Raw genomic sequence first — 25,801 nt, 5'->3', positions numbered from 1 at the left:
CGTAACCAAAGGCGGCTAGTGATATGGGTTTGAGTTCAGCCCTCGCCAGTGCGATGAGCGGTCTGCGTGCCAACCAGGCCGCGCTCTCGATCGTCTCCTCGAACGTCGCCAACTCGCAGACGCCGGGTTACGTCGTCCAGAGGCCGAACCAGATCGAGGTCACCACCGGCGATTTCGGCTCGACGGCGATGACGACCGGCGTCAGCCGGGAGCTCGACACCTTTGTGCAGAACCAGCTGCGCACCGAGACCGGCGGCAGCGGTTACGCCGACCAGATGGCTAACATCCTGAAGCAGCTTCAGAGTGTCTACGGCACGCCCGGCAACAGCGGCACGCTCGAAACCGCGCTGAACAATTTCACCACGGCGTTGCAGGCGCTGTCGACCAGCGCGGGCTCGTCGTCGGCGCAGACGGTTGCCCTCGGCGCGGCGCAGGCCCTGGCCCAGCAGCTCAACGTGACCACCAAGGGCATCCAGTCGCTGCGCTCCAATGTCGAGCAGGACCTCGGCACGTCGGCGCAGCAGGCCAACGCGGCGATGCAGAAGGTCGCCGACATCAACACCAAGCTTCAGGGCTTGTCGGCAAACGACCCGTCCGCCGCGACGCTGATGGACCAGCGCGACCAGGCCATCAACACGCTGTCGAAATATGTCGACGTTCGCGTCACCACCGACGGTTCGAATCAGGCCAACATCTACACCACGACAGGCATCCAGCTCGTCGGCGCCGGGCTCGCCTCGCAATTCACCTTTGCTTCTGCCGGCGCCCTTTCGGCGACCTCGCTCTACAACATCGATCCGGCCAAGTCCGGCGTCGGTGCGCTCAACATCAAGCTGCCGAACGGCTCGCAGCTCGACGTCGTCGCCAACAACGTGGTCTCCTCCGGCCAGATCGCGGCCGACCTGAAGCTGCGCGACCAGACGCTGGTGCAGGCGCAGGACCAGATCGACCAGCTCGCCGCGACGATGTCGAGCGCGCTGTCGGACAAGACCACGGCCGGCAGCACGGTCTCGGGCCCACCGGCCGGATTCGATCTCGACCTTGCCGGTGCGCAGCCGGGCAATACGGTCAACATCACCTACAAGGACACGGCGACCAACACCCAGCGCCAGATCACGCTCGTCAACGTGACCGACCCGGCGGCGCTGCCGCTCCAGAACGCCACCAATGCCAACCCGATGCGGGTGGGCGTCAATTTCTCCGGCGGCATGAGTGCGATTGCCGCCGCGCTCAACACCGCGCTCTCAGGCTCGCACCTGACGTTCTCCGCCGCTCCGTCGCCGGCGACGGCCACGACGCTGCGGGTGACCGATGACAATACCGGCCTTGCCAAGGTCAATTCGGCCTCGACCACCAAGACGATCTCGTCGCTGACCTCGGGCAGCCCGCAACTGGCGGTGTTCACCGACGGCGGGCAGGCGCTCTACACCGGTGCGATCACCGCCTCGGGCTCGCAGATGACCGGCCTTGCCGGGCGCATCGCCGTGAACACGCAGCTGGTCAGCGATCCCACACGGCTGTCCGTCTACAACACCTCGCCGGTGACGCCCGCCGGCGATACCACGCGCTCGGACTATCTCTATTCGCAGCTCACCAATGCGGTGTTTTCCTATTCGCCGACGACCGGCCTCGGCTCGGCGAACCAGCCCTTCACCGGCAGCGTCTCGAACTACCTCCAGCAGTTCCTGAGCATCCAGGCCAACGCCTCGACCCAGGCCACCCAGCTCCAGCAGGGCCAGAGCGTCGTGGTCTCGACGCTCCAGGCCAAGTTCGACTCGACCTCCAGCGTCAACCTGGACTCGGAGATGTCGAACCTGATCCAGCTCCAGAATGCCTATGCCGCCAACGCCCACGTGATGTCGGTGGTGCAGAGCATGATGAACACGTTGATCCAGGCTCAAGTGTAACCAGTACAGGGTTCTGAAAGATGTCGATCAGCAGCATCAACTACTCGTCGTCGGTCCTCGGCGCGCAGATCCGCAACATCAATCAGCAGCTCACCGACCTGTCGACGCAGCTCGCGACCGGAAAGCTGTCGCAGAACTATTCCGGGATGGGCACCAACGAGGGCTTTGCGATCGCCGGGCGTTCGCAGCTCTCCAACATCGCTGCCTATACCGACACGATCACGAACGTGAACGTGAACGTCAACCTCGCCAATACCGCGCTCCAGTCGCTCACGACGATCCGCAACACGGTGCAGACCGGTTCCGCAAGCACCGCGCAGGATCTCAACGTCAACGGACAGACCGTCGCGCAGAACACGGCCGCTTCGCAGTTCGGCTCGATGGTCGGCGTTCTCAACACGCAGTCGGGCAACCGCTATCTGTTCTCCGGGACGGCGTTCAACACGCAGTCGGTTGCCAATGCCGGCGACATCATCAACGGCACGACCACGCAGGCGGGCTTCAAGACCGTCATGGCGGAACGCCAGGCCGCCGACCTCGGCGCCAACGGCATGGGACGGCTGGTGCAGACGCAGCCGACGCCGAGCTCGGTCAAGGTGTCGGAAGACGTCGCGGGATCGCCGTTCGGGCTGAAGATCAAGGCGGTGTCCTCGACGCTGACCGGCGCGACCGTGACCGGTCCGAGCGGCTCGCCTGTCTCGTTCTCGGTCGATCTCAACGGCCTCAACCCCAACGACGGCGACAAGCTGAGCGTTCAGTTCACCTTGCCGGACGGCTCGACCGAGCAGGTCGAGCTGACCGCGTCCACGGCCACGCCAACCCCGCTGGGCAGCTTCGCGATCGACGCGACGACCCCGGCCAACACGGCCGCGAACCTCAATACGGCATTGAACACCGCGATCACGAAGCTCGCCAACACGTCGCTTGTCGCGGCATCCGCGATCACGGCCGGCGACAATTTCTTCAACACCGCAAGCTCCGCGATCGGTACGCCCGTCAACAACCAGGCGGCGCCGCCGGCGCCGGTCAGTGGAGCTACGGCGCTGTCCGGCGCGAGCCCCTCGAATTCGATCTCGCCGGGCTTCGCCGCCGGTGACACCATCACCGTGAACGGCACCACGCTGACCTTCGTCAATTCGGGCGCGACCGGCAACCAGCTCAATGTCGGCGACAGCATCCAGACGCTGATGAGCAAGATCGACCAGATCACGGGCACGTCGAAGCCTTCGACCGTGCATGGCGGCTCGATCACGATCAACACGGACGACGCGGCGAGCCTCAACATCACGACCTCGAACTCGGGCGCACTCAACGCGCTCGGCTTCGGCTCGACGCCGGTCACCGCGACGCAGCCACCATTGCGCGTCGGTTCTTCACCGGCGAGTTCGGCGACGACGCTGGTCAACGGCTCGGCCAATACCGTGAAATGGTACACCGGCAATGACGGGCCCGGCTCGCCGCGCTCCACGGCGATGGCGCGGGTGGATGATTCAGTCACGGTGCAATATGGCGCGCAGGCCGACGAGGACGCAATCCGGCAGCAATTGCAGGCGATCGCCGTGTTCGGGACGTTTTCGACCTCGCCGACCAGCCAGTATGCGGGCGGGCAGGTCTCCGCGCTGAGCCTGCGGGTGACGCAGTCGCTGACGAAGCAGCCCGGCCAGCAGCACCTCGAGGACATCCAGACCGACCTCGCGATGGCCCAGAACACGATGAAGGACGCGGGCACGCGCCAGACCCAGGCCAAGGCGCAGCTCCAGTCCATCATCGACCAGGCGGAATCGGCCTCGCCGGACCAGGTGGCAAGCGAGATCCTGTCGCTCCAGAACGCGCTTCAGGCGTCCTACCAGGTCACCTCGAACCTCGCGCAGCTCTCGCTCGTCAAGTTCCTGTAACGGGCATTAAGACGCCGTTAACCATGCCTCTTTACCTTTTGGTGAGGAGTTGAGCGGGGCGGGGGCCGTCGATGTCGGACAAGATGCAGCTGGTGGTGGCCACGCCGTGCTTCGGCGGGCAGGTCTCGAGCATTTATGCGAGCTCGATCTTCGCGCTCCAACGCGCCGTGCACGGCATGTCCAATCTCGAGCTCAAGGTGCTCTTGCGCGACGGCGACGCGCTGATCACGCGCGCGCGGGCCAATCTGGCCGCGATGTTCCTCGACGATCCAAAGGCGACCCATTTCCTGTTCATCGACGCCGATATCGGCTTCAAGCCCGAGCAGGTGTTCCGGCTGATCGAATGCGGCGCGGATATCGTCGCCGGCTGCTATCCGATCAAGCGGGTCAACTGGGACAAGGCGAGGCGGGCGATCGAGTCCGGCCGCGCCGATGTGCCGGCGGCCGCGCTCGATTATGTGCTCGAGATCGAGGATCCCGACCGCATCGTGGTGGTCAACGGTTTTACCCGCGTGCGCTACGCCGGCACCGGCTTCCTGATGATCCGCCGCCACGTGCTGGAGGCGATGTGCCGCCACCCCAACTATGCCGGCCTGCAATTCTTCCGCGAGCATTCGCACGACACGCTGGCGGCGAGCCAGAACCGCTTCGCGCTATTCGAATGCATGATCGATCCGGCGACGGGGACTTATCTTTCCGAGGACTTCGCCTTCTGCAAGCGCTGGACCGATATCGGCGGCGAGATCTGGGCCGACATCCAGAGCTCGCTGGATCACGTCGGGCCGTCGGTGTTCCACGGCGACATCGCTTCGCAATTCGCAGCCGCGCCCGCGGCAGCGGCCGATGCGGCGTGAGCTTTCCGGCATGAGCGCCGGCGCATCCGGTCTGTCAGTCCCCGAGCGCACATTCGACGGCGGCTCGCGCTACCGACTGCGCGATCTCTTCACACCATTGGACACGCTTCTCGTCTCCGGCGGAGATCCGCGGCTGGCGCTCGACGCGGGGGATCGCGTCAACGCCTATGGCTGTGCGGCCTCGCCGGAACCTGAGATATGGAATTTCGCCTCCTCGACGGCATCGACGATCTCGCAACTCGCCTATGACCGCGCCGCGCTGGCGCGTGAAGAGCTGATGCACAGGTGCCTGTTCGACGAGGTCGAGATCGCCTTCGATGCGCGCTGCGAGGGCATGCGCGAGGAGTTGCGCGGCCATCTCCAGCTCTCGCCGCGCGTCGACGTCGTGTTCTCGCCGTCTGGCACCGATTCCCAGCTCCACGCCCTGTTCCTGGCGCGTGCGGTGCTCGGCCCCCCGCCGGTGACGATCGTGGTCGGCGCCGACCAGACCGGTAGCGGCACGGCCCATACCGCGCGCGGTCACCATTTCAGCTCCATGACGGCGAGCGGCGTTGCCGTGCGTAAGGATGGCGCGGTTGCCGGACTCGCCGGCGCCAGTGTGCCGTTGCCGCTGCTTCGGGCCGGGCCGGGGATCGCGATGCGCGCCGACACCGATGCCGCGGTGCTGGAGGCGATCGAAGCGACGATCGCGCAAGGTGCGCCCGTGCTGCTTCAGATCATGGATTCCTCGAAGCTCGGCTGGCGCGCGCCGAGCGCGGCCTGTCTCGACGAGATCGCGCGGCGCTGGCCGCGCAAGGTTCAGGTCGTCGTCGACGCCTGTCAGGCGCGGCTCGGCCGCCGCCGGCTGCGCTCCTATCTCGACCGCGGCTATATGGTGCTGATCACCGGCTCGAAATTTTTCGGCGGCCCTGCCTTCAGCGGCGCGCTGCTGGTGCCGAAAGGGTTTTCGCGGTCGCTCGACCGGATTGAGGGGATTGCGCCGGGCTTCTTCGACTATGCCGGCCGCTGCGATTGGCCGATGGCCTGGACGGCGCTGCGCTCACGCTTCGAGCGCCGGCCGAATTTCGGACAATGGCTGCGCTGGGAGGCGGCGCTCGCGGAGATCGGCAGCTACTACGCCGTGCCCGGAGCTTTCCGCGTCAGGGCGCTGGCCGAGCTTGCTGCCGGCATCGACAGCATGATCGCGCTGTCGCCGTCGCTTCAACCCGTTGTAACGGCGACCGAGAAGACTGCCGGGGACGACGAGGAGTTCGCGCACGCCACGATCTTTCCGTTCATGCTGCTGCGCGACGGCAAGCCGGTCTCGATGGCCGAGACCGGCGCCGTCCATCGGGCGCTGCGGCGTGACATGAACGAGGAGATCAGCGGCAGCGCGGCGGACCGGCAGATCGCCGTTCAGCGCAGCCTGATCGGCCAGCCGGTCCGGCTGGAGCAGCAGGACGACGCGCCGCAGGCCGTGCTGCGCCTCTGCGTCGGCGCCCGGCTCGTGACCGAGGCCTGGTCGCAGGATATGGCGCAGGCGCAACGCAATGTGCAGCACCTGCTCGATCGCATCGCCCACGTCCTGGTGAAGATCGAGCTGCTGCTTGACCGCGGCGCAGCCGCAACCGCGCCGGAAAAGTCCGCGTTCGAGGTATGAGATGCAGCATCCAGTTTCCGCGCCGATCGGCGTGACCGTGCCGAATTGTGCCGACCGCATCGGCTTTGCGCAGCTGACGCGCCAGGCCTTCGAAGGTGTCGATCTGCAGCCACTGCGCGATCAGCTCGTCACGCGGATCACGGAAGGGGCCGCGCACGCGGGCGAAGGCCTTGACCTATCGCTGATCGTCCAGCTACTCGGCGACAAGGCGGCGGGGCTGGCGATCCAGTCGGAGGTGCTGACCTTCCATCAATTGTTTCGCACGCCCGCTGCGGCTCCGAAGCCCGGCTTGCGCGTGCTCGCGCTAGCGGCCGACATCGACATGGGCGGCAACACGCCGATCGATTTCCTGCTCGAAGGCTCCGACATCGAGCTGTTGACGCTCTATGTGGTCAAGGGCTCCGGTCTTCCGGAGAATTTGCCCGATCACGACGTCGCCATCGTGATCGCATCCGATTCCGAGGAATGCCGGGAACCGCTCGCCCTGATCGAAAAGGCGGCGCCGCACTGGCCGCGGCCGCTGCTCAATCGCCCCGATCTCATCGGCAGCCTCGATCGCGACAAGCTGTATCGGCTGCTGGCGGGGATCCCTGGTCTCGAGATTCCATCGACCATCCACGCGACGCGCGCCCAATTGACGGATATGGCGCAGCACCGGATCGCTTGCGAGGACATCGCCGGCGAATTACGCTTTCCGATGATCGCGCGGCCGCGCGGCACGCATGCCGGTGTCGGGCTCGCGAAACTCGACGATGCGCCGGCACTCGCGGCCTATCTCGCCGAGCGCGAGGAGCAGGATTTCTTCATCGCGCGCTTCGTCGATTATGTGAGCCCCGACGGGCTCTACCGCAAATATCGTCTCGCCATGGTCGACGGCAAGCCCTACGCCTGCCACATGGCGATCGCCGATCGCTGGGACATCTGGTATCTCAACGCCTACATGGCGTTCAGCGAGGAGAAGCGGGCTGAAGAGGCCGTCTTCATGCTGGACTTCGACCGCGCCTTCGCCGCGCGCCACAAGGCCGCCCTCGACGAGATGAGCCGGCGCGTCGGCCTCGATTATTTCATCGTCGATTGCGCCGAGAACCAGAACCGCGAGCTACTGGTCTTCGAAGCCGACAACACCGCCGTCGTGCACAACATAGATTCGCCGGTCGTGTTTCCGTACAAGCCGCCGCAGATGCGCAAGATCTTTGCCGCGTTCACGGCGATGCTGTCGCGGCACGCAAGAGAGGGCAAGGCGAGCGCAGCATGAACGAGATCATCCGCAACGCGCAAAGCTCCGTCGCGCATGCTTCGCTCGATCCGCAGGACTGGAGCGAATTTCGCACGCTCGCCCATCGCATGCTGGACGAGGCGATCGACGGCATAGCCAATGTCCGCGCGCGGCCGGTGTGGCAGCCGATTCCCGACGGCATCCGCGCGGCATTGAAGGCCGACGTGCCGCGCGAGGCGAGCGACCTTGCCGATGTCTATCGCGAATTCGCCGAGCATGTCGCGCCCTATGCGACCGGCAACGTCCATCCCGGGTTCATGGGCTGGGTGCATGGCGGCGGCACTGCTGTCGGCATGCTCGCGGAGATGCTCGCAGCCGGCCTCAACGCCAATCTCGGCGGACGCGATCACATGCCGATCGAAGTCGAGCGCCAGATCGTCGCGTGGATGCGGCTCCTGTTTGATTTCCCGGCGAGTGCGAGCGGCATCTTCGTCACGGGCACGTCGATGGCCAATTTGATGGCGGTGCTGGTGGCGCGCACTGCTGCGCTCGGCACGCTGGCGCGGCAGCACGGCATCGGCAATGACGGCGCGCTGCTCACGGCCTACACGTCGCGGGCCGCGCACGGCTGTGTCTCCAGGGCGATGGACATTGCCGGGCTCGGCACCGATGCGCTGCGCAAGATCGATGTCGATGCCGATCATCGCATCGACGTCGATGCGCTGCGCGCGCAGATCGCGATCGATCGCGAAGTCGGCTTCAAGCCGTTTTTCGTCGTCGCATCCGCCGGCACGGTTGATATCGGTGCGATCGACGACCTCAAGGCCATCGCTGCGCTGTGCCGCGAAGAGGGAATCTGGTTTCACGTCGATGGCGCCTTCGGGGCGCTCGCGATCTTCTCGCCCGAGCTCGCGCCCATGCTCGGCGGCATCGAGCTCGCCGATTCCATTGCGCTCGACTTCCATAAATGGGGGCAGGTGCCCTACGACGCCGGCTTCCTGCTGGTGCGCGACGGCGAGCAGCACCGGCAGGCCTTTGCGCAGCCGGCGGCCTATCTGCGCCGCGAGGCGAGGGGGCTTGCGGCGGGCGCGGTCTGGCCCTGCGATCTCGGCCCCGACCTGTCACGCGGCTTCCGCGCGCTGAAGGCCTGGTTCACGCTGAAGACGTTCGGCACCGACCGGCTGGGTGCGGTGATCGCGCGCAGCTGCGCGCTGGCGAAGTATCTGGAAACGCGCGTGCTGGCCGAGCCGCGGCTGGAATTGCTGGCGCCGGTGAACCTCAACATCGTCTGCTTCCGCTATCGCGCCGACGATGCGGTCAATCGCGAGATCGTCGCCGATGTCCAGGAGTCCGGCGTTGCGGCGCCCTCGAGCACGACGCTGGACGGCAGGTTCGCGATCCGCGCTGCCATCGTCAATCACCGTACCGACGAGACGGACATCGACGCGCTTGTGGCTGCGGTGCTGGAGTTCGGCGTGCGGCGGGCCCGGGATGGTCTGATCGAGGTCGAGGCGCCGCCGCTGGCGGCGCAGTGATCAGGAACGCAGCTGAAGCGACAACGGCCCCGGAGATGGTCCGGGGCCGTTGTCGTTTGGGCGGGCGGATGCGTGCCGATCAGGCGGCCGAGCTGACGTTGCCCTTGGGATGCGTCGCTTCGTACTGGTCCCGCAGCTTCTCTTCATAGGCGATCAGCTTGCGGGCATCCTTCAGCGCCCGGTAGAGATCGCCGCTCATGATGTTGTTGTTGATGCTTTCGATGATCGGCCAGGCGCTCGGCACCGCAGTGACGATGTCGCGCACAAGGTTGAAGTAGGTGCCGTGCTGGCTCTGCGGATCCGGCGAGATGTACATGAGCTGGACCGCGAGATAGACGAGCTTGGCCGGCGTGTCGGCGGTCTCCGGCGTGAGGATGTCGCGTTCGCGCAGGATCGGCACGTTCTCGCCGTCGATCAGGAGGCGGGCGCGCTGGTCGGTGTTGGTGATCACCGAATTGCCGACGATGATGCGTTCGTGCGGTTTGAGCTCAACCTTGAGAGCCATGCCTGTTCTCCATCAACCCTTTTACAACGATCCGTCGCGGCGTTCGTACGATGAGGGCGATCGTTCGTGATTTGGAGCCGATCCTTGCGCAACATGGTTAACAGGTCGTAAACGATGGCGTCGGGGGTGGAAAATGCAACAATTTCAAGGCCGATAGCGGCATGTCCAGCCGTCTGCCGCGGCCTCGAAGGGGGCTTTCAGCGTCGCGGCGGAAAATGTGCGGGTTTCATTTCACGGATTGTTAGAGGCTTGGACGCACGGTCCGGCGGTCGTCTGATCAATCATGGTCAGATTGGACGCGTAGCTACCAGAAAGGTAACAGTATGTCCGTCGTTCTCTCCGCATCGGTTCGCCAGAACCTGCTCTCCCTCCAGTCCACCGCCGACCTGCTCGCCACCACCCAGTCCCGTCTGTCGACTGGCCGCAAGGTGAACTCGGCTCTGGATAATCCCACCAACTTCTTCACCGCCCAGGGCCTTGATAACCGCGCCAGCGACATCGGCAATCTGCTCGATGGCATCGGCAACGGCGTGCAGGTGCTCCAGTCTGCCAACACCGGCATCACCTCCCTGCAGAAGCTGGTCGACAGCGCCAAGTCGATCGCCAACCAGGCGCTGCAGCAGCCGTCGGGCTATTCTGCCAAGTCGACCTTCACTTCGGCGGCGATCACGGGTGCGACCGCCACGAACCTGCTCGGCGACCCCACCACCGCCGCCACCTTGACCGGCACCGCGACCGGCACTCTTGCCGCAGCTTCGAGCCTGACGACCGCGGCTGGCGGTAGCTTCGCTGCTGGCGATACGGTCATCGTCAACGGCACGACGATCAAGGTCACGGCCGCCGGCGCTGGTACCGCCACCGTCACCACGGATCCGGACGGCACCATCAACCTGAACACCACCGCGACCACGGCTGCAACCACGGACGACTTGACCACTGCGATCAAGACGGCTCTGGGCGGCGGCAGCGCGGCGGCGTCCATCGCCGGCAACAAGCTGACGATCACCGCTGGCAACACTTCCAGCAGCATCACGCTCGGCGGTTCAGCGCTCGCCAAGGTCGGCCTCGCCGCCGGCACTACGGCGCCGACGTCGACCTTCAGCGGTCAGACGCTGACGATCGGTGCGATCGACGGCAGCGCTGCCCAGACCATCACGTTCGGCACCGGTGCCGGCCAGGTCAACACGCTCGACGCGCTCAACACCAAGCTCGCCTCAAGCAACCTGACCGCTTCGCTCAGCACGGATGGCAAGCTGACCATCACCACGACGAACGATGAGGCCTCGCAGAACCTGACGAGCTCCATTATCGGCGGCACGGCCATCGCTGCGGGCGCGTTGTTCGGCGCGGGAGCCTTCGCTGACGCGGTGAAAGACACCAACTCGCAGAACGCTCGCGCCAGCCTGATCGCTCAGTACAACAACGTGATTGATCAGATCAAGACCACTGCGCAGGACTCGTCTTTCAACGGCGTCAACCTGCTGAACGGTGACACGCTGAAGCTGACGTTCAACGAAACCGGCAAGTCGACGCTGAGCATCACCGGCGTCACCTTCGATCCGGCCGGCCTCGGCCTTGCGAAGCTGACATCCGGCACCGACTTCGTGGACAACGCTTCGGTCAACAAGGTCCTGACCTCGCTCAACGCATCCAGCAGCACGCTGCGTTCGGAAGCATCGACGCTGGGTTCGAACCTGTCGGTCGTGCAGATCCGTCAGGACTTCAACAAGAACCTGATCAACGTCCTGCAGACCGGTTCGTCCAACCTGACGCTGGCCGACACCAACGAGGAAGCGGCCAACAGCCAGGCGCTGTCGACCCGCCAGTCGATCGCGGTTTCGGCGCTGTCGCTGGCCAACCAGTCGCAGCAGAGCGTGTTGCAGCTCCTGCGCTGATACGCGGCGAAAATCGTCAAACAAGGCATTACGGCGGGGCTTTTGCCCCGCCGTTTTTTTGCGCGTGATGCGGCGTGAGCCGGGTTTCAGGGAACCCTGGCCGGTTAATACCTTGTTAACCCTGTGGCTTAAGCCGCCATTAACCTTAATTTAAAGGAGTGCGCCTAGAACTAGACAAAAGCCCATTTGCCAGACCGGCGGGCTCCGATTCGTACGCGTCGCGCTCCAAGAGGAAGATCTGCCAATGTCCAACATCGTTCTCTCGGCATCAGTCCGCCAGAACCTGTTGTCGCTGCAGTCGACAGCCGACCTGCTCGCTACCACGCAGGAACGTCTTGCAACCGGCAAGAAGGTCAACACGGCGCTGGACAATCCGACCAACTTCTTCACCGCACAGGGGCTCGACAATCGCGCCAGCGACATCAGCAATCTCCTGGATGGTATCAGCAACGGTGTGCAGGTGCTGCAGGCCGCGAACACCGGCATCACCTCGCTGCAAAAGCTGGTCGACAGCGCCAAATCGATCGCCAGCCAGGTGCTGCAGAGCCCGACGGGGTACTCGCCCAAATCCAACGTGACGGCGGCCGCGGTCCCCGGTGCGACCGCCAACAACCTGCTGGGCACGGCATACACCAACAACACGGTCACCGGCACCGTCGTCAACAATGACGATACGAGCGGCGCGGCTCCGATCACGGGCGCGACCAAGCTGGTCGGTACCGCCGGTGCGGGTTCCGACGATCTCGGCACGACGATCACCAACGGTTCGGTCCTGACTGTCGACGGCAAGACGATCACCTTCTCGACCGCGCAAACCACCTCGACCACCGACTCCTTCGGCAACGTCACGATCGGTATCGGTGCCGGCAGCACACTCACGGTGCAGTCGGTCCTGAGCGCGATCGACGGCATCACGGGTACGGGCACGGCCTCGACCGTTTCCGGCGGCAAGCTCGTGCTCAGCACCGGCACGAGCCAGGATCTGGCGATCTCCGGCTCGGGCAACGTGCTCACGGCGCTCGGCCTCACTGCCGGCACCACCGCCCGCGTTCCGCCCCCGCTCAGCGGCAAGACGTTGACGATCGGTCCCACCGGCGGCGGCACCGCCACCAGCATCACCTTCGGCGCCGGCGTGGGGCAGGTTTCCACGCTCAATCAGCTCAACGCGGCGCTGGCGGCGAACAACCTGCAGGCGACGATCGACACGACCGGTCATCTCAACATCGTCACCTCCAACGACTCGGCGTCCTCGACGATCGGCGCAATCGGCGGCACGGCCGCGGCGAGCGGCCAGCCCTTCTATGGCCTGATCGCGCAGGCGCCCACCGTCGACCCGGACTCGCAAGCCACGCGCGCCAATCTGGTCGGGCAGTACAACAACGTGCTCGCCCAAATCAACACCACGGCGCAGGACTCTTCCTACAACGGCGTGAATCTGCTGAACGGCGATACGCTCAAGCTCGTGTTCAACGAAACCGGGCGTTCGACGCTGAACATTCAGGGCGTCACCTTCAACGACGCCGGCCTCAACCTTGCTGCCTTGACCTCGGGCGTTGATTTCCTGGACTCGAAATCGGCGAACGCCATTCTGACTTCGCTCAACTCGGCCAGCACCACGCTGCGTGCTGAGGCGTCGACGCTCGGTTCGAACCTGTCGATCGTGCAGATCCGTCAGGACTTCAGCAAGAACCTGATCAACGTGCTGCAGACCGGCTCGTCGAGCCTGACGCTTGCGGACACCAACGAGGAAGCGGCCAACAGCCAGGCGCTCTCGACGCGCCAGTCGATCGCAGTCTCCGCGCTGTCGCTCGCCAACCAGTCGCAGCAGAGCGTGCTTCAGCTCCTCCGCTAAGCGCGACGCTGACGTACACGATGGATCAAACGGCGGCGAAGCCTAGGCTTCGCCGTTGTTTTGAGCGAGATCGCTAACTGTCGATTAGCTCAGATCAGCGCATGATGGATGCAATCGTTTACAGTGCGCGCACTCGGATTTAGCCTTGAAGTGAAGGTGGATGCAGCGACCCGTACTTGTCCGGAGATCGTCCGCACTCTCACGTAAGCAAATCTTAAGCGGTGCTGCCTAGGGTTGGGAAAGAAATCCTTAAGCCTGTACAACGGGCGAGGAAACCTCCAGGGTGATCGATGTCGAGTTCTGCTGCTTCGGCCTACGCGCGTGTAGCCACGACCACTGCGTCTCCTCGTGATATCGAGGCGCAGACGCTCCTGAAGGCCGCCAACAAGCTGCAGGACGCCATCAACAGCGCCGATCCCTTCAACGAGCAGACGACGCACGCGTTGATGTTCAACCGCAAGCTCTGGACCATCTTCCTGAGCGAGGCGATGCGCGACACCAATCCGCAGCCGCTCGACGTTCGGCAGAAGATCGCCAACATCAGCGTGTTCGTGCTGAGCCAGACTGCGGCGCTGCTGATGAGCCCGCAGCTCGATCACTTCCGTCCGCTGATCGAGATCAATCGCAATATCGCCGCTGGTCTCTCGGGACGGTCGTAACGCGCCCGGTTCAAACGACCTCTACGGCCGTCGCGACCCGCGGCGTGAGCGTCAGGCGCTGCGATCGGTGCTGAGTGGACGCGGGGGCTCGGACTTCATGTCCAGCGCGTGGAAATAGGCTCGCCGCCGCAGCATCGCTTCGTCCGGAAACTGATCGACAACCGCATCGGTCCTTTCGTTCACAACCTGGAACACGAAGGACGCGGCGGGCTGGTTGAAGACCACCTGGCGTGAAACGTTGTCGTTGGTGCTCTGCAGATCATTGCGCACGGCGGAGCTCGTATCGCTCGCTGCGACTGCATGGCTTACCGGCAAATCAGTTTGCACGGCCTCGTTCGCCGCCGCGTTGGACGTCGTTATGATCTGCACGGGGGCCGGTATCCCCACCGGCCTGATGCTGAAATCTGTACTCATGGCAGCCTCCTGGTTGCCTCGTCTGAGTCAAATCCCAACCCCTCTCAATACGCAACCATGGAACACCAGGATTGAAGACCAGGTAAGCAAACGTGCCTAACCACGCGACGATATCGCCGCGCGGCTTTTCGTAAAATTGGAGCGAGTTTTCGTGCGCTCAGAGCGAGCGGCTGACCGCGAGCGGGGTGATGTGGCGTGGACCTGGAGCCGCGCGGCGTCCCGTCGCCGTGTAGGTGTTCGGCACGTTGCGCTTCTGGATCTCGGCGTTGACGCCGCGCACCACGCTCTCGGAGACCGCGTGTGCGGTCGCGAGCACGGTGAGATTGACCTGGAGCATCGCGCGGAACGCATCGTGGTGCCGATGCAGCGTCGAGAGCAGCTCCGGCGCGGATTTCGCGAGCTGGGCCTGGTTCGTCTTCAACTCGCTGACGGCGCTGACATAGTTGCGCGACAGCTCCTGCTTCTTGCTCTCGAGCGTCATCGCTTCGCGGACCTGGCCGGCGCGAACGAGCTCGGTCTCGCGCTCGACCAGTCCGAGCAGGGCGTTCATCGCATCCATCAGCTGCTCGGCGACCTTACGCGCCTCGGCGTTGCCGGGTGCGGTGTTCGGGCGCTGCGCTTGCACCGGCTGACGTGAGGCGTTGAAGTGGTTCATCTCGGTTGACCTTATGCCGTGCGGATCGTTTTCGCCTGCTGCATGATGAGGGTGCGGTAGACTTCGGTGGCGACACCGACGCCGCCAGCCTTGGCGAAGTTCTTGGAATATTGCTCGGTCAGCATCGAACGCCACACGCCGGTGCCCGGGGTGTCGCCGAACGGACCTTCGCCCTTCAGGCCCGAGGTCATCTGCGAGAACATGCTGTTGAGGAACATCGCCTCGAAATCGGTGGCGGTCTTCTGCGCCTTGGCCTGCTGCTGCGGCGAGACCTTCTGCAACGCGGCGGCGAGCTCGAAGTCCGGCCGGCCGTTGCGGCTCTCCGCCGAGAAGGCCGAGGAGGTGACGACGTGCGGGGTGTTGATCATGCTGGTCTGCATCACATCACCTCGATGTCGGCTTCGATCGCGCCGGCGGCCTTGATCGCCTGGAGGATGCTGATGAGGTCGCGCGGGCCGATGCCGAGGCCATTGAGGCCGTCGACGAGCTGCTGAAGCGAGACGCCGTCCTTGACGACGGCGAACTTCTTGCCGTCCTCGACGACGCTGACGCCGGTGCGCGGCGTGACCACGGTGCGCCCGCGTGACAGCGGGTTGGGCTGGCTGACCTGCGGGCTCTCGGAGATGGTGACGGTGAGGTTGCCTTGCGCCACCGCGACGGTGGCGACGCGAACGTCGCGGCCCATCACGATGATGCCGCTGCGTTCGTCGATGACGATCTTGGCGGCGAGATCAGGATCGACCTGGAGCTGCTCGATCTCGGTGAGGAAGGCGACGACGTTGCCCTTGAACTCCGGAGGGATCGAAAGCTGCACCGTCGAGGGATCGATCGGTTCGGCGGTCTTGACGCCGAGATAGTCGTTGATCGCGGCCGCGATCCGCTTGGCCGTGGTGAAGTCGGCGTTGCGCAGCGCGAGCCGCACGTTCGGCAGCCGATTGAGTGCGAACTCGATCTCGCGCTCGATGATGGCGCCGTTGGCGATGCGGCCGACGGTCGGAACGCCGCGCACGATTTTCGCGGCTTCACCCTCGGCCTGGAAACCGGAGATCGCGAGCGAGCCCTGTCCGACCGCGTAGACATTGCCGTCGGCGCCGAGCAGGGGCGTGACCAGCAGGGTGCCGCCGCGCAGATCCTTGGCGTCGCCCAGCGCGGAGACGGTGACGTCCATGCGCGTGCCCTGGGTGGCGAAGGCCGGCAGATTGCCCGTGACCATCACGGCGGCGACGTTGCCGGTGCGGATGGTGGCGCCGCGGATGTTCACGCCCATGCGCTCGAGCATCGCTTGCAGCGACTGCTTGGTGAAGGGGATGTTGTTGAGCGTATCGCCGGTGCCGTTGAGGCCGACGACGAGGCCGTAGCCGATGAGCTGGTTCTGCCGCACGCCCTCGATATTGGCGAGGTCCTTGATGCGCGATGTCGCGCTTGCAGACGTGACCGAGAGCGCCAGCGCTGACAGCGCGGCGCAGGCCACCCCAACAATCTTCACCCAACGAACGCCTGGCATCCTCTGCTCCCCGAGGCTCCTCACATCTCGGACCATCCACGACACTCCCATGACGAGCTGGTCCGACGCTTTCCTTGCGAGTGCTGTGCCAACGCGGGGCAGCGGGGTTACGCGATTGAATAGGTTGAATAAACCTGTTTCGACCGGTGTCAGGGAGCGTTCTCCCTGAGGAGCGAAACTGCCGCCTGTCGGCAGATTTTGCCGGGCCGTTTACGCGCCGTTAACCATAAGACGGCGAAGGTGACGGCATCGATCACCCGGATTCCTGCGATGCGCATCTACGGACCGAACGGCACCACGCTTGGTACGCCGGCCAGCCAGGCCAGGCGGACGAGCTCCGGCACCTTCGTGCTGCCTGACACTTCGTCGGCGCAGGAGACGCGGGGCGCTGCCGCACCGAAGGCCGCCGCGAACATCGACGGGCTGCTCGCATTGCAAGGCATCGAGGAAGATACGGTCGAGCGCCGCAAGCGCTCGGTCGCCCGCGGCAGGACGGCGCTCGACGTGCTCGACGATCTCAAGATGGGACTACTGTCCGGCAATCTCGACGCCTCGACCGTGATGCGGCTGCGCGATGCCGCGGCGAACCTGAAATCGTCCTCGGGCGATCCTGGTTTGGATTCCGTGCTGTCCGAGATCGAGCTGCGCGTCGAGGTCGAGCTGGCCAAGGCCGGGCAGGCGTAGTCGGGCAGGCTGTCGTCGCCCGGCTTGACCGGGCGACCCAGTATTCCAGAGACAGTCGTTATTGAATCGCGAGGCCGCGGCGTACTGGATGCCCCGGTCAAGCCGGGGCATGACAGCGGAGTTTGGCGTGGCGAGCAGCGCACTCTCGAGAGAGTGCCTACGCCGCTTCGTCCTTCTGCTGCGTATCGTAGCGGCGCTGGGCGGCGAGCACGTCCTTCAGGTTCTGCTCGGCCCAATCGCGCAGGGGATCGACGGCGGCCGCGAGCGTCACCCCGAGCTGCGTGATCGAATACTCCACCGTCACCGGTACGGTTGCGATGGCGTGACGCTTGATCAGGCCGTCGCGCTCGAGCGACTTGAGAACCTGGCTCAACATCTTCTGCGAAATGCCTTCAATCGTTCGGCGCAACTGATTGAAGCGCATCGGCTCCTCGCGCAGGAGCAGCAGGATCAGCACCGCCCATTTGTCGCCGACGCGGTCGAGGATCTGGCGCGTGGGGCAGTTCGCTGCATAGACGTCTGGCTTCATCGTCGGCTCCTCACGATCCGTTTGGCCCCTTGCTGGCTCGCGCGCCGGTGACGGGTCCCGGTTACTCTTGCGTAATCAGGTAAGCACAAAGTGCTCTCTTAACACCAGCATCCTTTGCGATATCTAGTAACTGTTAGTTACCAAAAGAAGCAAAGGAGCCTTCCATGAAAATCGCAGTCGCCGGTGCCTCGGGCCGGGCCGGGTCGGAGATCACCAAGGAACTGTCGCGCCGCGGCCATGCGGTCACGGCGATCGCCCGGAACCCCGAGAAGATCGCGACCCTGCCGAACGTCGCGTCCACCAAGGGCGACGTGCTCGACCAGGCTGGCCTTGCCAGGCTGTGGGCCGGGCATGACGTCGCCGTGAGTTCCGTGCACTTCCTGGCCAGCGACCCGCTGAAGCTGATCGGCGCGGCGAAGGCGTCCGGTGTCGGTCGCTACCTCGTTGTCGGCGGCGCCGGCAGCCTGGAAGTCGCTCCCGGCGTCAAACTGGTTACAACCCCCGGTTTTCCCGCCCAATACAAGGCCGAAGCGGAGGCGGGCGGGGCTTTCCTTGAGCTGCTGCGACAGGAAAAGGACCTGAACTGGACCTTCATCTCGCCGTCGGCCCTCTTTATCGAGGGCGAGCGAACCGGCAAGTTCCGGCTCGGGACCGATCAGCTTCTCGCAGATGCGACCGGAAAAAGCTGGATCAGCTTCGCCGACTACGCCATTGCGCTCGCCGACGAGATCGAGCGGCCGGCCCATCTAAGGCAGCGTTTCACGGTCGGTTACTAGGCCTTCGGCCGCCCCCGGGCTCTCCAGGATAAACCTTCCTGTGCAAGGGCTTGGGGGCGCTAACCGAACGATCAGGGAAATATTGTCTGTCACATGAGGCCACTATATAAGCCCGGCTTAACGGACCCGTTTCCGTTGCGAGTCGTTGCTTAGACAGATAGGCCGCCCTTGGAAAAGTTGAAAAACTACCGACCGACCGAAAAAGAGCCTTTCATGAACGACCGGCAGAAGGAGTACTTCCGTTTGAAGCTCCTCGCCTGGAAGGATGAGATCCTCAAAGAGTCCAAGCTCACGCTGCAGGCTCTGCAGGAGGAGAACGTGAACCACCCCGATCTCGCCGATCGGGCATCGTCCGAAACCGACCGCGCCATCGAACTCCGCGCCCGCGACCGCCAGCGCAAGTTGATCGCCAAGATCGACGCCGCGCTCCAGCGTATCGAGGACAACACTTACGGCTATTGCGAGGACACCGGCGAGCCGATCTCTCTGAAGCGGCTCGAAGCCCGGCCCATCGCAACGCTCTCGGTGGAAGCGCAGGAGCGCCACGAGAAACGCGAGAAGGTCTACCGCGACGAATAGAGTCCGAGCCGCAGCGATGCGGCTCTTTGTTTTTGGACGCAAGGCGCTGCTTCGCGCCGTGATCGGCGTTTTGTCCGCCGCTGGCCGCGGCGTGCGTCAGCGCGCAGGCGCAATCGCGAAAAGTGAATCACGATCAATGGGCTAGAGTCACTTCCTCCGAGCTCACGTAAGTTCGGATGCGAAACAGCCTTCACTTCAGGTGCGCGAGGTTTTGCGAGTCGCATCAACGAGATCGACTCGAATGCTGAGGCACCGATCCGGCAGCTTCACACATCGCTGCAATCAGGCTTGGCTGCAATCAGGCTTGCTGCGCCGCCACAAGGCGCGCATCGCCATAAAGCCTGGACCAGCTCAATATTTCCTTAAACGCCGGCAACAGGCCGTAGGCCGCATCCGTCAGCTCGTATTCGACCCTCAAGGGTTTCTCCGCAAAGACGGTTCGCGACACCAATCCGTCCTGCTCGAGCTCGCGCAGCTGCGTGGTCAGCATGTGCTGGGTGATGCCGCCGATCGATCGCCGCAACGCGCCGAAACGGACGGCGCCGTTCATCAGCGCGAGCAGGATCTCCAGCTTCCACTTGCCGCCGAGTGCATGGATGGCGCGCTTGAAGTCGGCGAGCAGGGCAGGGTCGGAGCTGCAATCGCAGTCGCCGTCGCAAACGCTGGTCAGGTTTTCCATACCGGTCTCGAAATCCATTCTACTTGTTCCCCAGGAGATAGTGACCAGATGCGGCCTTGAGCAGGGTGGCGGAACCAATTCGCCCAGCCTGCGCAGTGAGGGGAGTTCGGCAATGAGCACTGTTCTGGTCACCGGCGGGTCGGGCTTCGTCGGCATCCATGTCGTCCTGCAACTTCTGGCCGCCGGCCATCAGGTGCGGACCACGGTGCGCCGCCCGGACCGGCAGGCCGACGTGCTGGCGATGTTGCGCGAGGGTGGAGCTGCATCGCCCGAAAGCGTGTCCTTTTTCACTGCCGATCTCACCGCGGACGGCGGCTGGCACGAGGCCGTCGCCGGCTGCGATTACGTGCTCCATGTCGCCTCGCCATTGTCGACCAGTGTTCCCAAGGACGAGAACGAGATGATCATCCCGGCGCGCGACGGCACGCTGCGGGTGCTGCGTGCCGCGCGCGAGGCCGGCGTCAGACGGGTCGTCGTCACCTCGTCGCTGGGCGCGATCGGCTATGGCCATCCGTCGCGCGACAGGCCGTTCGACGAGACCGACTGGACCAATCTCGACGGTGCCGACGTGCAGCCCTACATCAAATCCAAGACGCTAGCCGAGCGGGCGGCCTGGGATTTCATCGCGCGCGAGGGCGGTGGGCTCGAATTGTCCGTCGTCAATCCCGCCGGCATTTTTGGCCCCGTGCTGGGGCCGGACTTCTCCGGCTCGATCGAGATCGTCAAATCGCTGCTCGACGGCGCCATGCCGGCGGTGCCGCGGGTCTATTTCGGCGTGGTCGACGTGCGCGACGTGGCCGATTTGCACCTGCGCGCGATGACGGCGCCCGAAGCCAAAGGCGAGCGCTTCATCGCGGTCTCCGGTGAGACGATGTCGATCCTCGATATCGCCAGGGTGCTGCGGCGGGAACTCGGACCCAGGGCGCGCCGGGTTCCGCGGCTCCAGGCCCCGGACTGGCTGGTGCGGCTGGCCGCGAACCGGATTCCGTTGCTGCGCGCGGTCGTGCCGATGCTTGGAAGGGTTCGGCATTCCACCAGCGCCAAGGCGAGGTCGCAGCTCGGCTGGCAGGCCCGTTCCAACGACGAGGCGATCCTCGCGACGGCCGAGAGCCTGATCCGGCTCGGCCTCGTCAAGGGCTGAGGGCGCGCCGTGCGCCGTCCCTTGGCCCGCGCTTGTCACGCCCCGGCGGGGATGCTGAAGTGCAGACCTCAATTGCGTAGCGTGGGAGCCGGCGCCGATGGACAAGATTCTCAAAGCCGCAAAGGCGATTGCGCTCGCGCGCCGTAACCGCGCGCCGCTCGCGGCGCTGGACCATCCGCCCGCCGACGAGGCCGAGGGCTATCAGGTCCAGCGCGCGCTGCATGATCTGCTGCTGCCGCATGTCGGGCCGCTGGTCGGCTACAAGATCGGCTGCACCAGCCAGGTGATGCAGGACTATATCGGCATCCCGCATCCCTGCGGCGGCAGCGTGTTCCAGAAGGGCGTGTACGAGAGCGGGGCCAAGCTCGCGGCTGCCGACTATGTCCGTGTCGGCGTCGAGTGCGAGATCGCGGTGCGATTGAAGCGCGACCTCGCCGCCGGCGAGGCGCCGTTCACGGCCGAATGGGTCGGCGAGGCTGTAGACGTCTATCATCCCGCGATCGAGATCGTCGACGATCGCTATGTGAAGTGGGACTCGATGGGCGCGCCGACGTTGATCGCCGACGATTTCTTCGCCGCCGGCTGCGTGCTGGGTGAGGCGGTACCGCGCTCGTCGGTGCCGGACCTGAAGGCGGTCAAGGGCCGCGCCATCGTCAACGGCGAAGAGGTCAGCCACGGCACCGGCGCCGACGTGCTCGACCATCCCCACAACGCCCTAGCCTGGCTCGCCAACCACCTCGCCGCCGAAGGCAAGGGTCTGCACGCGGGGCAACTCGTGCTGACGGGGAGCCTGGTGAAAACGCTGTGGCTGAAGGCCGGCGACAAGGTGCGGATGGAACTCGACGGGCTGGGGACGGTCGAGGCGGAGTTTACGTGAGGCTGCTACGGCAATCCCCGCCGTCAGTCGTCCCAATCGCCTTTTCAAAGTACATGCGGCCCTCGCCAGGGGAGCTAGCGAGGGCCGCGTAGTACATCGTCGTTCGCGTCTAGGTTCGCGAACACGATGTGGGAGCTCGGGAGAGGCTTAGAAGGGCAACAGCACGTCCATGACTTGCTGGCCGTAGCGCGGCTGCTGCACGTCCATGATCTGGCCGCGGCCGCCATAGGCGATGCGGGCCTGTGCGATCTTGCTGGAATCGATGGTGTTGTCGCTCTGGATGTCTTCGGGGCGGACGATGCCGGCGACGATGAGTTCGCGGATCTCGTAGTTGACGCGGATCTCCTGCTTGCCTTCGACGACGAGGTTGCCGTTCGGCAGTACCTGGGTCACGACCGCGGCGACGTTGGTCTGCAAGGCCTCCGTGCGATTGACCGAGCCCTTGCCGTCGGCGGAGGATGTCGAGTCGGTGGTGAGAAGGCGGCCGGGCAGGATCTTGAGCGGCTGCGTGACCGTCTGGCTGCCGATGAAATCGGTAATCCCCGAATCCTCCTTGGCGGTTCGGCTGCGCTGGGTCTCGTTGGCGATGTTGGCCTTGTCGGTGATGTTCACGGTCACGGTCAGGAGGTCGCCGACATGGGTCGCGCGCTGGTCCTTGAAGAAGGCGCGGCTGCCGTTGCGCCACAACGAGTTCGGATTGTAGGAGGCGACTTCCGGCTTCGGCATCGGCATCTGCACCGGCTTGTAGCCGGGCTGCGTCGTCGGATTGTCGATCGCCGACAATTTCGGTTGCTCGCCGATCTGCGAGAGGCGGTCGATCGAGGAGCAGCCGCTCGCCAGCGCGGAAACTGCCAGCAGCAGACCAGAGATCGCGACGCGACGAAGACGGGAAGCCGAACTGAACCTGGACATGACTTACTCTGACTTTGGTGGAGCTTGCGGGACGCGAACTTGCGGAATCTGGGCCTGAGCGATCTGAGCCGGAGACGCGGGGGCCTGGACCAGGTTCCGGACCAAAGCTGCAGTGTCGACGGGGGCGGGCGCTTCGTCGCGCTTGAGCGACGAGGTCTGCTCGACCGCAGGTGCCATCGGCGCGGACTGGCTCGCGCCCTGGATCGTCACCTGGCCGCGACCGGTGACAATGCCTGCCAGCGTGCGCTTGGTCTGGAGATTGAGCACGCTCACGGTGTCGCCCTCGGCGCCGCTTTCGAGCGCCTTGCCGCGCGTGGTGAGGTAGATCCCGGGGACCTGGTAGATGACGGTGACGCTCTGGTCGCGCGACACGAAGTCGGGCTTGACGATGTCGGCAACGCGGATCGGCATGCCCGCCCGCATCGGCCGGCGCAGCTGCATGCCGAGCGTGCGATCGCGCGAGGCGGGCTCGCCGGTGACCTCGGCCTTGGGCCGGCGCTCCAGCGCGATGTCGGAGGACTTCAGGAGATCGGCGCGGTCGATGTCGCGCGTCAGCACGGCCACTTCCACCGTCTCGATCGCGGTGCCGGTGAAGCGCAGCTTGGTCGGCGTCGGATTGTTGTCGTTGTTGATCTCGAAGGCGATGTCGAAACGGCCGTTGCGGGCGTCATAGCGGGTTGCGACCGGCTGGAGCGCGCCGGTGTTGGAGGCATCGAGCCGCATGTCGGCGACACCGCGGTCGAACGTGACGGCGATGTTGGCGGCATCGCCAAGGCCGAAGCGGCGCTCGAGCGCCGAGGCCACCGCGGTTTCGAGGTCCTTGTTGGCGAGCGTGCGGGCGAGGCGGGTGACCTGGACTTCCTTGATGTCGCCGGTCATCACGCCGATCACCTGCTTTGCGCGCAGCACCGACAGCACATGCGCGACCGGCAGCGCGCCGGTGGTGCCGAGATCGGGCGAGCGGTAGACCGGGATCAGCGCGGCCGAGCCGGCATTGTCGATGAGATCGCCGACCCGCACCACGTCCGAGGTCACGGTGACGCTCGCGCGCAGCGTCGGTGCTGCGATGACATCGTCGGCGGCCTGCGCCGGCAGCGCCAGCAGCAGGAGAGCGGAGATCGCGGCGAGGGTGGTGCGGATCATCGTCATCACCTCAGCGGAACAGCGCCGTGGTCGATTGCATCATCTGGTCGGCGGCGCTGATGACCTTGGCGTTCATCTCGTAGGCGCGCTGCGCGGCGATCAGGTCGCTCATCTCCGAGACAACGTCGACATTGGCCTGCTCCAGGCTGCCCTGCGTGACCTTGCCGTAGCCTTCGGAGTTCGCGGTGCCGTCCTGCGGCGGGCCGGAAGAGGGCGTCTCGACGAACTGATTGTTGCCGACGGGCTGGAGGCCCGCCTTGTTGATGAAGCGGGTCACGCCGATCTGGCCCTGAACGGCCGACGTCGACGAACCCGGCAGCGTCACCGAGACCTGGCCCTGCTCGTTGACGGCGAGGCCGGAGGCGTTGTTCGGGATGGTGATGGTCGGCTGCACCGGGTTGCCCTGCGCGGTGACGACGCGGCCCTGGTTGTCCATCTGGAAGGTGCCGTCGCGGGTGTACTGGAAGGTGCCGTCGGGCATCAGGATCTTGAAGAAGCCTTCGCCCGAGATCGCGAGGTCGAGGTCGTTGCCGGTCTGCGACAGCGTGCCCTGCGTCATGCTGCGCGGCGTGCCGACGGTCTTGACGCCGCCGCCGATGTCGACGCCGACAGGCACGATGGTGCCCTGGTCCGAGGCCTGCGCGCCGACGCGGCGGACGTGCTCGTAGATCAGGTCCTGGAACGCCGCCGTCTGCTTCTTGAAACCGGTGGTGCGCAGGTTGGCGATGTTGTTGGAGATGACCTGGACGTTGAGTTCCTGGGCCGCCATTCCGGTCGCAGCGGTGTGGAGCGCTTGCATGTCAGTGATCCCCTAATCAGGCCGGAACGTCGGCGAGCTTCTCGATCGCCGATTTGTGGAGGTCGCTCTGCTGCTGGAGCAGGTTGGCGATGGCGGTGTAGCTGCGCATGACTTCGACCATGCGGCTCATCTCGCCGACCGAGTTCACGTTGGACTTCTCGATGTAGCCCTGGCGCACGGTCGACTTGGTGGCGGCCTGCGGGGTCGCGGAGCCGACGTCGTAGAGGTTGGCGCCGAGCTTGGTCAGTTTCGCCGGATCGTCGAACGAAGCCATGCGGATCTTGCCGCGGATCGAGTCGGTCTTGGCGGTGCCCTCGAGCACCGTGACGGTGCCGTCCGGCGCGACGTTGATGTCGTGGTCGGTCGGCTGGAAGGTGATCGGGCCGCCGGTGCCAAGCACGAGGTTGCCGTCGGAGGTGACAAGCTGACCGGTGCTGTTGAGCGAGAATTTGCCGTCGCGGGTGTAGCGTTCGCCGCCATTGGCCTGCACCGCGAAGAACGCGTTGCCGTCGATCGCCATGTCGAGCGGGTTGTTGGTCGGCTCCATCGGCCCCTGGCCGACGTCGCGGAAGGTGCCGCGGTCCTGCACATAGGAGACCCGGCGGTCGGACGCGATGAAATTGTCCTCACGCGCGTTCGAGTTGAGAAACTCCTCGAACAGCGAATGGTCGGCCTTGAAGCCGTTGGTGTTGGCATTGGCGACGTTGTTGGCGATGACATCCATCTGCCGTTCCAACGTCATCTGCCGTGACAAGCCGATCAGAAGCGCGTTCTGCATCGGAAATCTCCCCTGAGTGAGCCTGCCACCTCGCTCTCCCAAGCGCCTTGGCCGACCCGTGAACGAGACCGCCAGGTTCTCCCAAACCCTCCGGCCTCGGTCCTCTCTCAGCGAAAGCCGTGCCAACTCAGAAAGCGGTGTAATTTCAATGCTTTGCTGATTTTTGAGCGGCGCGGGGAGGCGGCAGAAAGGTTCTGTTAGCCATGTTTGCCCGGCAGATTTTTCCTAGTGAGGCCCCAATCGAAAGAAACCGTTAACCATTATTACCGTAGCGTTTGCGTGTAAGAGGAGCGCACTGCGCTGGGGCATTTGTATCGCGTCACTGTCTGCCAGGAGGCTTCGCTCTTTCGACCCCTTATGAGATGAGCGAGCCT

25 protein-coding genes are annotated in these 25,801 nt (G+C 64.8%); 14 read left to right on the top strand and 11 right to left on the bottom strand.

The annotated features are described in order from the left end of the window. Positions 1–23 precede the first annotated feature (23 nt). The 6 genes from flgK (at position 24) to ACKWRH_RS30355 (ending at position 9,046) form a co-directional block, all read left to right on the top strand. Positions 24–1,907: a flagellar hook-associated protein FlgK gene (gene flgK / locus ACKWRH_RS30380; RefSeq protein WP_445216504.1), complete on the top strand. Its 1,884-nt coding sequence runs from the start codon at positions 24–26 to the stop codon at positions 1,905–1,907. Between the two features lie 20 nt (positions 1,908–1,927). Continuing rightward, entirely contained in the window at positions 1,928–3,802 is a 1,875-nt protein-coding gene (locus tag ACKWRH_RS30375) for a flagellar protein (RefSeq protein WP_445216503.1), read from the top strand. 71 nt (positions 3,803–3,873) lie between these two features. Then, positions 3,874–4,656, top strand: coding sequence for a hypothetical protein (locus tag ACKWRH_RS30370; RefSeq protein ID WP_445216502.1), 783 nt, complete (start codon positions 3,874–3,876; stop codon positions 4,654–4,656). Next, complete coding sequence (locus ACKWRH_RS30365) at positions 4,646–6,295, top strand: hypothetical protein (protein WP_445216501.1); 1,650 nt, start codon at positions 4,646–4,648, stop codon at positions 6,293–6,295. The genes ACKWRH_RS30370 and ACKWRH_RS30365 overlap by 11 nt, the downstream gene beginning before the upstream one ends. A gap of 1 nt (position 6,296) precedes the next feature. Continuing rightward, positions 6,297–7,550, top strand: a complete 1,254-nt coding sequence (locus ACKWRH_RS30360; protein ID WP_445216500.1) for an ATP-grasp domain-containing protein — start codon at positions 6,297–6,299, stop codon at positions 7,548–7,550. Beyond that, positions 7,547–9,046, top strand: a complete 1,500-nt coding sequence (locus tag ACKWRH_RS30355; RefSeq protein ID WP_445216499.1) for a pyridoxal phosphate-dependent decarboxylase family protein — start codon at positions 7,547–7,549, stop codon at positions 9,044–9,046. Before ACKWRH_RS30360 ends, ACKWRH_RS30355 begins: the two co-directional genes overlap by 4 nt. A 79-nt stretch (positions 9,047–9,125) precedes the next feature. On the opposite strand, the gene flbT is transcribed toward ACKWRH_RS30355, so the two are convergent. Beyond that, positions 9,126–9,551 (bottom strand): flagellar biosynthesis repressor FlbT, encoded by a 426-nt coding sequence (gene flbT, locus ACKWRH_RS30350; RefSeq protein ID WP_445216498.1) that lies wholly within the window; start codon positions 9,549–9,551, stop codon positions 9,126–9,128. A 323-nt stretch (positions 9,552–9,874) separates the two neighbouring features. On the opposite strand from flbT, the gene ACKWRH_RS30345 reads away from it, so the two are divergent. The 3 genes from ACKWRH_RS30345 (at position 9,875) to flaF (ending at position 13,957) form a co-directional block, all read left to right on the top strand. Next, entirely contained in the window at positions 9,875–11,446 is a 1,572-nt protein-coding gene (locus ACKWRH_RS30345) for a flagellin N-terminal helical domain-containing protein (RefSeq protein ID WP_445216497.1), read from the top strand. A gap of 244 nt (positions 11,447–11,690) precedes the next feature. Beyond that, on the top strand, positions 11,691–13,298 hold the full coding sequence (locus ACKWRH_RS30340; RefSeq protein ID WP_445216496.1) for a flagellin N-terminal helical domain-containing protein: 1,608 nt from the start codon (positions 11,691–11,693) through the stop codon (positions 13,296–13,298). A 290-nt stretch (positions 13,299–13,588) separates the two neighbouring features. Beyond that, entirely contained in the window at positions 13,589–13,957 is a 369-nt protein-coding gene (gene flaF, locus ACKWRH_RS30335; RefSeq protein WP_445216495.1) for a flagellar biosynthesis regulator FlaF, read from the top strand. A 51-nt stretch (positions 13,958–14,008) separates the two neighbouring features. Here the strand turns inward: flaF and ACKWRH_RS30330 are convergent, their stop codons facing one another. The 4 genes from ACKWRH_RS30330 to ACKWRH_RS30315 form a co-directional block, all read right to left on the bottom strand. Next, positions 14,009–14,371: a hypothetical protein gene (locus ACKWRH_RS30330; protein WP_445216494.1), complete on the bottom strand. Its 363-nt coding sequence runs from the start codon at positions 14,369–14,371 to the stop codon at positions 14,009–14,011. Between the two features lie 157 nt (positions 14,372–14,528). Further along, on the bottom strand, positions 14,529–15,026 hold the full coding sequence (locus tag ACKWRH_RS30325; protein ID WP_445216493.1) for a hypothetical protein: 498 nt from the start codon (positions 15,024–15,026) through the stop codon (positions 14,529–14,531). Positions 15,027–15,037: 11 nt separating this feature from the next. Beyond that, positions 15,038–15,406, bottom strand: a complete 369-nt coding sequence (gene flgJ / locus ACKWRH_RS30320; RefSeq protein ID WP_445216492.1) for a flagellar assembly peptidoglycan hydrolase FlgJ — start codon at positions 15,404–15,406, stop codon at positions 15,038–15,040. After that, positions 15,406–16,530, bottom strand: a complete 1,125-nt coding sequence (locus ACKWRH_RS30315; protein ID WP_445216491.1) for a flagellar basal body P-ring protein FlgI — start codon at positions 16,528–16,530, stop codon at positions 15,406–15,408. The genes flgJ and ACKWRH_RS30315 overlap by 1 nt, the downstream gene beginning before the upstream one ends. Positions 16,531–16,800: 270 nt before the next feature. Here ACKWRH_RS30315 and ACKWRH_RS30310 point away from each other — a divergent pair, with 270 nt between their 5' ends. Then, positions 16,801–17,214, top strand: coding sequence for a flagellar assembly protein FliX (locus ACKWRH_RS30310; RefSeq protein ID WP_445216490.1), 414 nt, complete (start codon positions 16,801–16,803; stop codon positions 17,212–17,214). 157 nt (positions 17,215–17,371) lie between these two features. Here ACKWRH_RS30310 and ACKWRH_RS30305 read toward each other — a convergent pair whose 3' ends face one another. Further along, a complete protein-coding gene (locus ACKWRH_RS30305) occupies positions 17,372–17,743 on the bottom strand; it encodes a winged helix-turn-helix transcriptional regulator (protein WP_071912203.1) in 372 nt (123 codons plus the stop codon). 164 nt (positions 17,744–17,907) lie between these two features. Between ACKWRH_RS30305 and ACKWRH_RS30300 the strand changes: the two genes are divergently transcribed. Further along, complete coding sequence (locus tag ACKWRH_RS30300; RefSeq protein ID WP_445216489.1) at positions 17,908–18,519, top strand: NAD(P)-dependent oxidoreductase; 612 nt, start codon at positions 17,908–17,910, stop codon at positions 18,517–18,519. A 213-nt stretch (positions 18,520–18,732) separates the two neighbouring features. Continuing rightward, positions 18,733–19,098, top strand: coding sequence for an RNA polymerase-binding protein DksA (gene dksA, locus ACKWRH_RS30295; RefSeq protein WP_008554760.1), 366 nt, complete (start codon positions 18,733–18,735; stop codon positions 19,096–19,098). Between the two features lie 298 nt (positions 19,099–19,396). Here dksA and ACKWRH_RS30290 read toward each other — a convergent pair whose 3' ends face one another. After that, complete coding sequence (locus ACKWRH_RS30290; RefSeq protein WP_445222496.1) at positions 19,397–19,795, bottom strand: winged helix-turn-helix transcriptional regulator; 399 nt, start codon at positions 19,793–19,795, stop codon at positions 19,397–19,399. A 94-nt stretch (positions 19,796–19,889) separates the two neighbouring features. On the opposite strand from ACKWRH_RS30290, the gene ACKWRH_RS30285 reads away from it, so the two are divergent. Further along, positions 19,890–20,918, top strand: coding sequence for an SDR family oxidoreductase (locus ACKWRH_RS30285; RefSeq protein ID WP_445216488.1), 1,029 nt, complete (start codon positions 19,890–19,892; stop codon positions 20,916–20,918). Between the two features lie 97 nt (positions 20,919–21,015). Next, the gene (locus tag ACKWRH_RS30280; protein WP_445216487.1) at positions 21,016–21,795 is read left to right on the top strand and encodes a 2-keto-4-pentenoate hydratase; all 780 of its coding nucleotides are present in this window, start codon (positions 21,016–21,018) and stop codon (positions 21,793–21,795) included. A gap of 147 nt (positions 21,796–21,942) precedes the next feature. On the opposite strand, the gene flgH is transcribed toward ACKWRH_RS30280, so the two are convergent. From flgH to flgF, 4 genes are read right to left on the bottom strand one after another with little or no spacing between them, the layout of a single operon-like run. Beyond that, the gene (gene flgH, locus ACKWRH_RS30275; RefSeq protein ID WP_445216486.1) at positions 21,943–22,707 is read right to left on the bottom strand and encodes a flagellar basal body L-ring protein FlgH; all 765 of its coding nucleotides are present in this window, start codon (positions 22,705–22,707) and stop codon (positions 21,943–21,945) included. Between the two features lie 3 nt (positions 22,708–22,710). Continuing rightward, complete coding sequence (flgA, locus tag ACKWRH_RS30270) at positions 22,711–23,850, bottom strand: flagellar basal body P-ring formation chaperone FlgA (protein WP_445216485.1); 1,140 nt, start codon at positions 23,848–23,850, stop codon at positions 22,711–22,713. 10 nt (positions 23,851–23,860) lie between these two features. Beyond that, complete coding sequence (flgG, locus tag ACKWRH_RS30265) at positions 23,861–24,649, bottom strand: flagellar basal-body rod protein FlgG (protein ID WP_014494004.1); 789 nt, start codon at positions 24,647–24,649, stop codon at positions 23,861–23,863. 16 nt (positions 24,650–24,665) lie between these two features. After that, positions 24,666–25,427, bottom strand: coding sequence for a flagellar basal-body rod protein FlgF (gene flgF / locus ACKWRH_RS30260; RefSeq protein ID WP_445216484.1), 762 nt, complete (start codon positions 25,425–25,427; stop codon positions 24,666–24,668). Between the last annotated feature and the right edge of the window lie 374 nt (positions 25,428–25,801).

It is taken from the genome of Bradyrhizobium sp. Pa8 (genome assembly GCF_052588265.1).
Note: the sequence above shows the minus strand (reverse complement) of the source record. Positions and strands in the feature narration are given on the sequence as shown.

Coding starts and splice junctions, on each gene's coding strand:
- ACKWRH_RS30375 (WP_445216503.1), top strand. CDS start 1,928: ATGTCGATCAGCAGCATCAACTACTCGTCGTCGGTCCTCGGCGCGCAG.
- flbT (WP_445216498.1), bottom strand. CDS start 9,551: ATGGCTCTCAAGGTTGAGCTCAAACCGCACGAACGCATCATCGTCGGC.
- ACKWRH_RS30355 (WP_445216499.1), top strand. CDS start 7,547: ATGAACGAGATCATCCGCAACGCGCAAAGCTCCGTCGCGCATGCTTCG.
- ACKWRH_RS30300 (WP_445216489.1), top strand. CDS start 17,908: ATGAAAATCGCAGTCGCCGGTGCCTCGGGCCGGGCCGGGTCGGAGATC.
- ACKWRH_RS30370 (WP_445216502.1), top strand. CDS start 3,874: ATGTCGGACAAGATGCAGCTGGTGGTGGCCACGCCGTGCTTCGGCGGG.
- flgH (WP_445216486.1), bottom strand. CDS start 22,707: ATGTCCAGGTTCAGTTCGGCTTCCCGTCTTCGTCGCGTCGCGATCTCT.
- ACKWRH_RS30315 (WP_445216491.1), bottom strand. CDS start 16,530: ATGCCAGGCGTTCGTTGGGTGAAGATTGTTGGGGTGGCCTGCGCCGCG.
- flaF (WP_445216495.1), top strand. CDS start 13,589: ATGTCGAGTTCTGCTGCTTCGGCCTACGCGCGTGTAGCCACGACCACT.
- flgA (WP_445216485.1), bottom strand. CDS start 23,850: ATGATCCGCACCACCCTCGCCGCGATCTCCGCTCTCCTGCTGCTGGCG.
- ACKWRH_RS30305 (WP_071912203.1), bottom strand. CDS start 17,743: ATGAAGCCAGACGTCTATGCAGCGAACTGCCCCACGCGCCAGATCCTC.
- ACKWRH_RS30365 (WP_445216501.1), top strand. CDS start 4,646: ATGCGGCGTGAGCTTTCCGGCATGAGCGCCGGCGCATCCGGTCTGTCA.
- ACKWRH_RS30280 (WP_445216487.1), top strand. CDS start 21,016: ATGGACAAGATTCTCAAAGCCGCAAAGGCGATTGCGCTCGCGCGCCGT.
- ACKWRH_RS30345 (WP_445216497.1), top strand. CDS start 9,875: ATGTCCGTCGTTCTCTCCGCATCGGTTCGCCAGAACCTGCTCTCCCTC.
- ACKWRH_RS30290 (WP_445222496.1), bottom strand. CDS start 19,795: ATGGATTTCGAGACCGGTATGGAAAACCTGACCAGCGTTTGCGACGGC.
- flgK (WP_445216504.1), top strand. CDS start 24: ATGGGTTTGAGTTCAGCCCTCGCCAGTGCGATGAGCGGTCTGCGTGCC.
- ACKWRH_RS30340 (WP_445216496.1), top strand. CDS start 11,691: ATGTCCAACATCGTTCTCTCGGCATCAGTCCGCCAGAACCTGTTGTCG.
- flgJ (WP_445216492.1), bottom strand. CDS start 15,406: ATGCAGACCAGCATGATCAACACCCCGCACGTCGTCACCTCCTCGGCC.
- ACKWRH_RS30325 (WP_445216493.1), bottom strand. CDS start 15,026: ATGAACCACTTCAACGCCTCACGTCAGCCGGTGCAAGCGCAGCGCCCG.
- flgF (WP_445216484.1), bottom strand. CDS start 25,427: ATGCAGAACGCGCTTCTGATCGGCTTGTCACGGCAGATGACGTTGGAA.
- dksA (WP_008554760.1), top strand. CDS start 18,733: ATGAACGACCGGCAGAAGGAGTACTTCCGTTTGAAGCTCCTCGCCTGG.
- flgG (WP_014494004.1), bottom strand. CDS start 24,649: ATGCAAGCGCTCCACACCGCTGCGACCGGAATGGCGGCCCAGGAACTC.
- ACKWRH_RS30360 (WP_445216500.1), top strand. CDS start 6,297: ATGCAGCATCCAGTTTCCGCGCCGATCGGCGTGACCGTGCCGAATTGT.
- ACKWRH_RS30330 (WP_445216494.1), bottom strand. CDS start 14,371: ATGAGTACAGATTTCAGCATCAGGCCGGTGGGGATACCGGCCCCCGTG.
- ACKWRH_RS30285 (WP_445216488.1), top strand. CDS start 19,890: ATGAGCACTGTTCTGGTCACCGGCGGGTCGGGCTTCGTCGGCATCCAT.
- ACKWRH_RS30310 (WP_445216490.1), top strand. CDS start 16,801: ATGCGCATCTACGGACCGAACGGCACCACGCTTGGTACGCCGGCCAGC.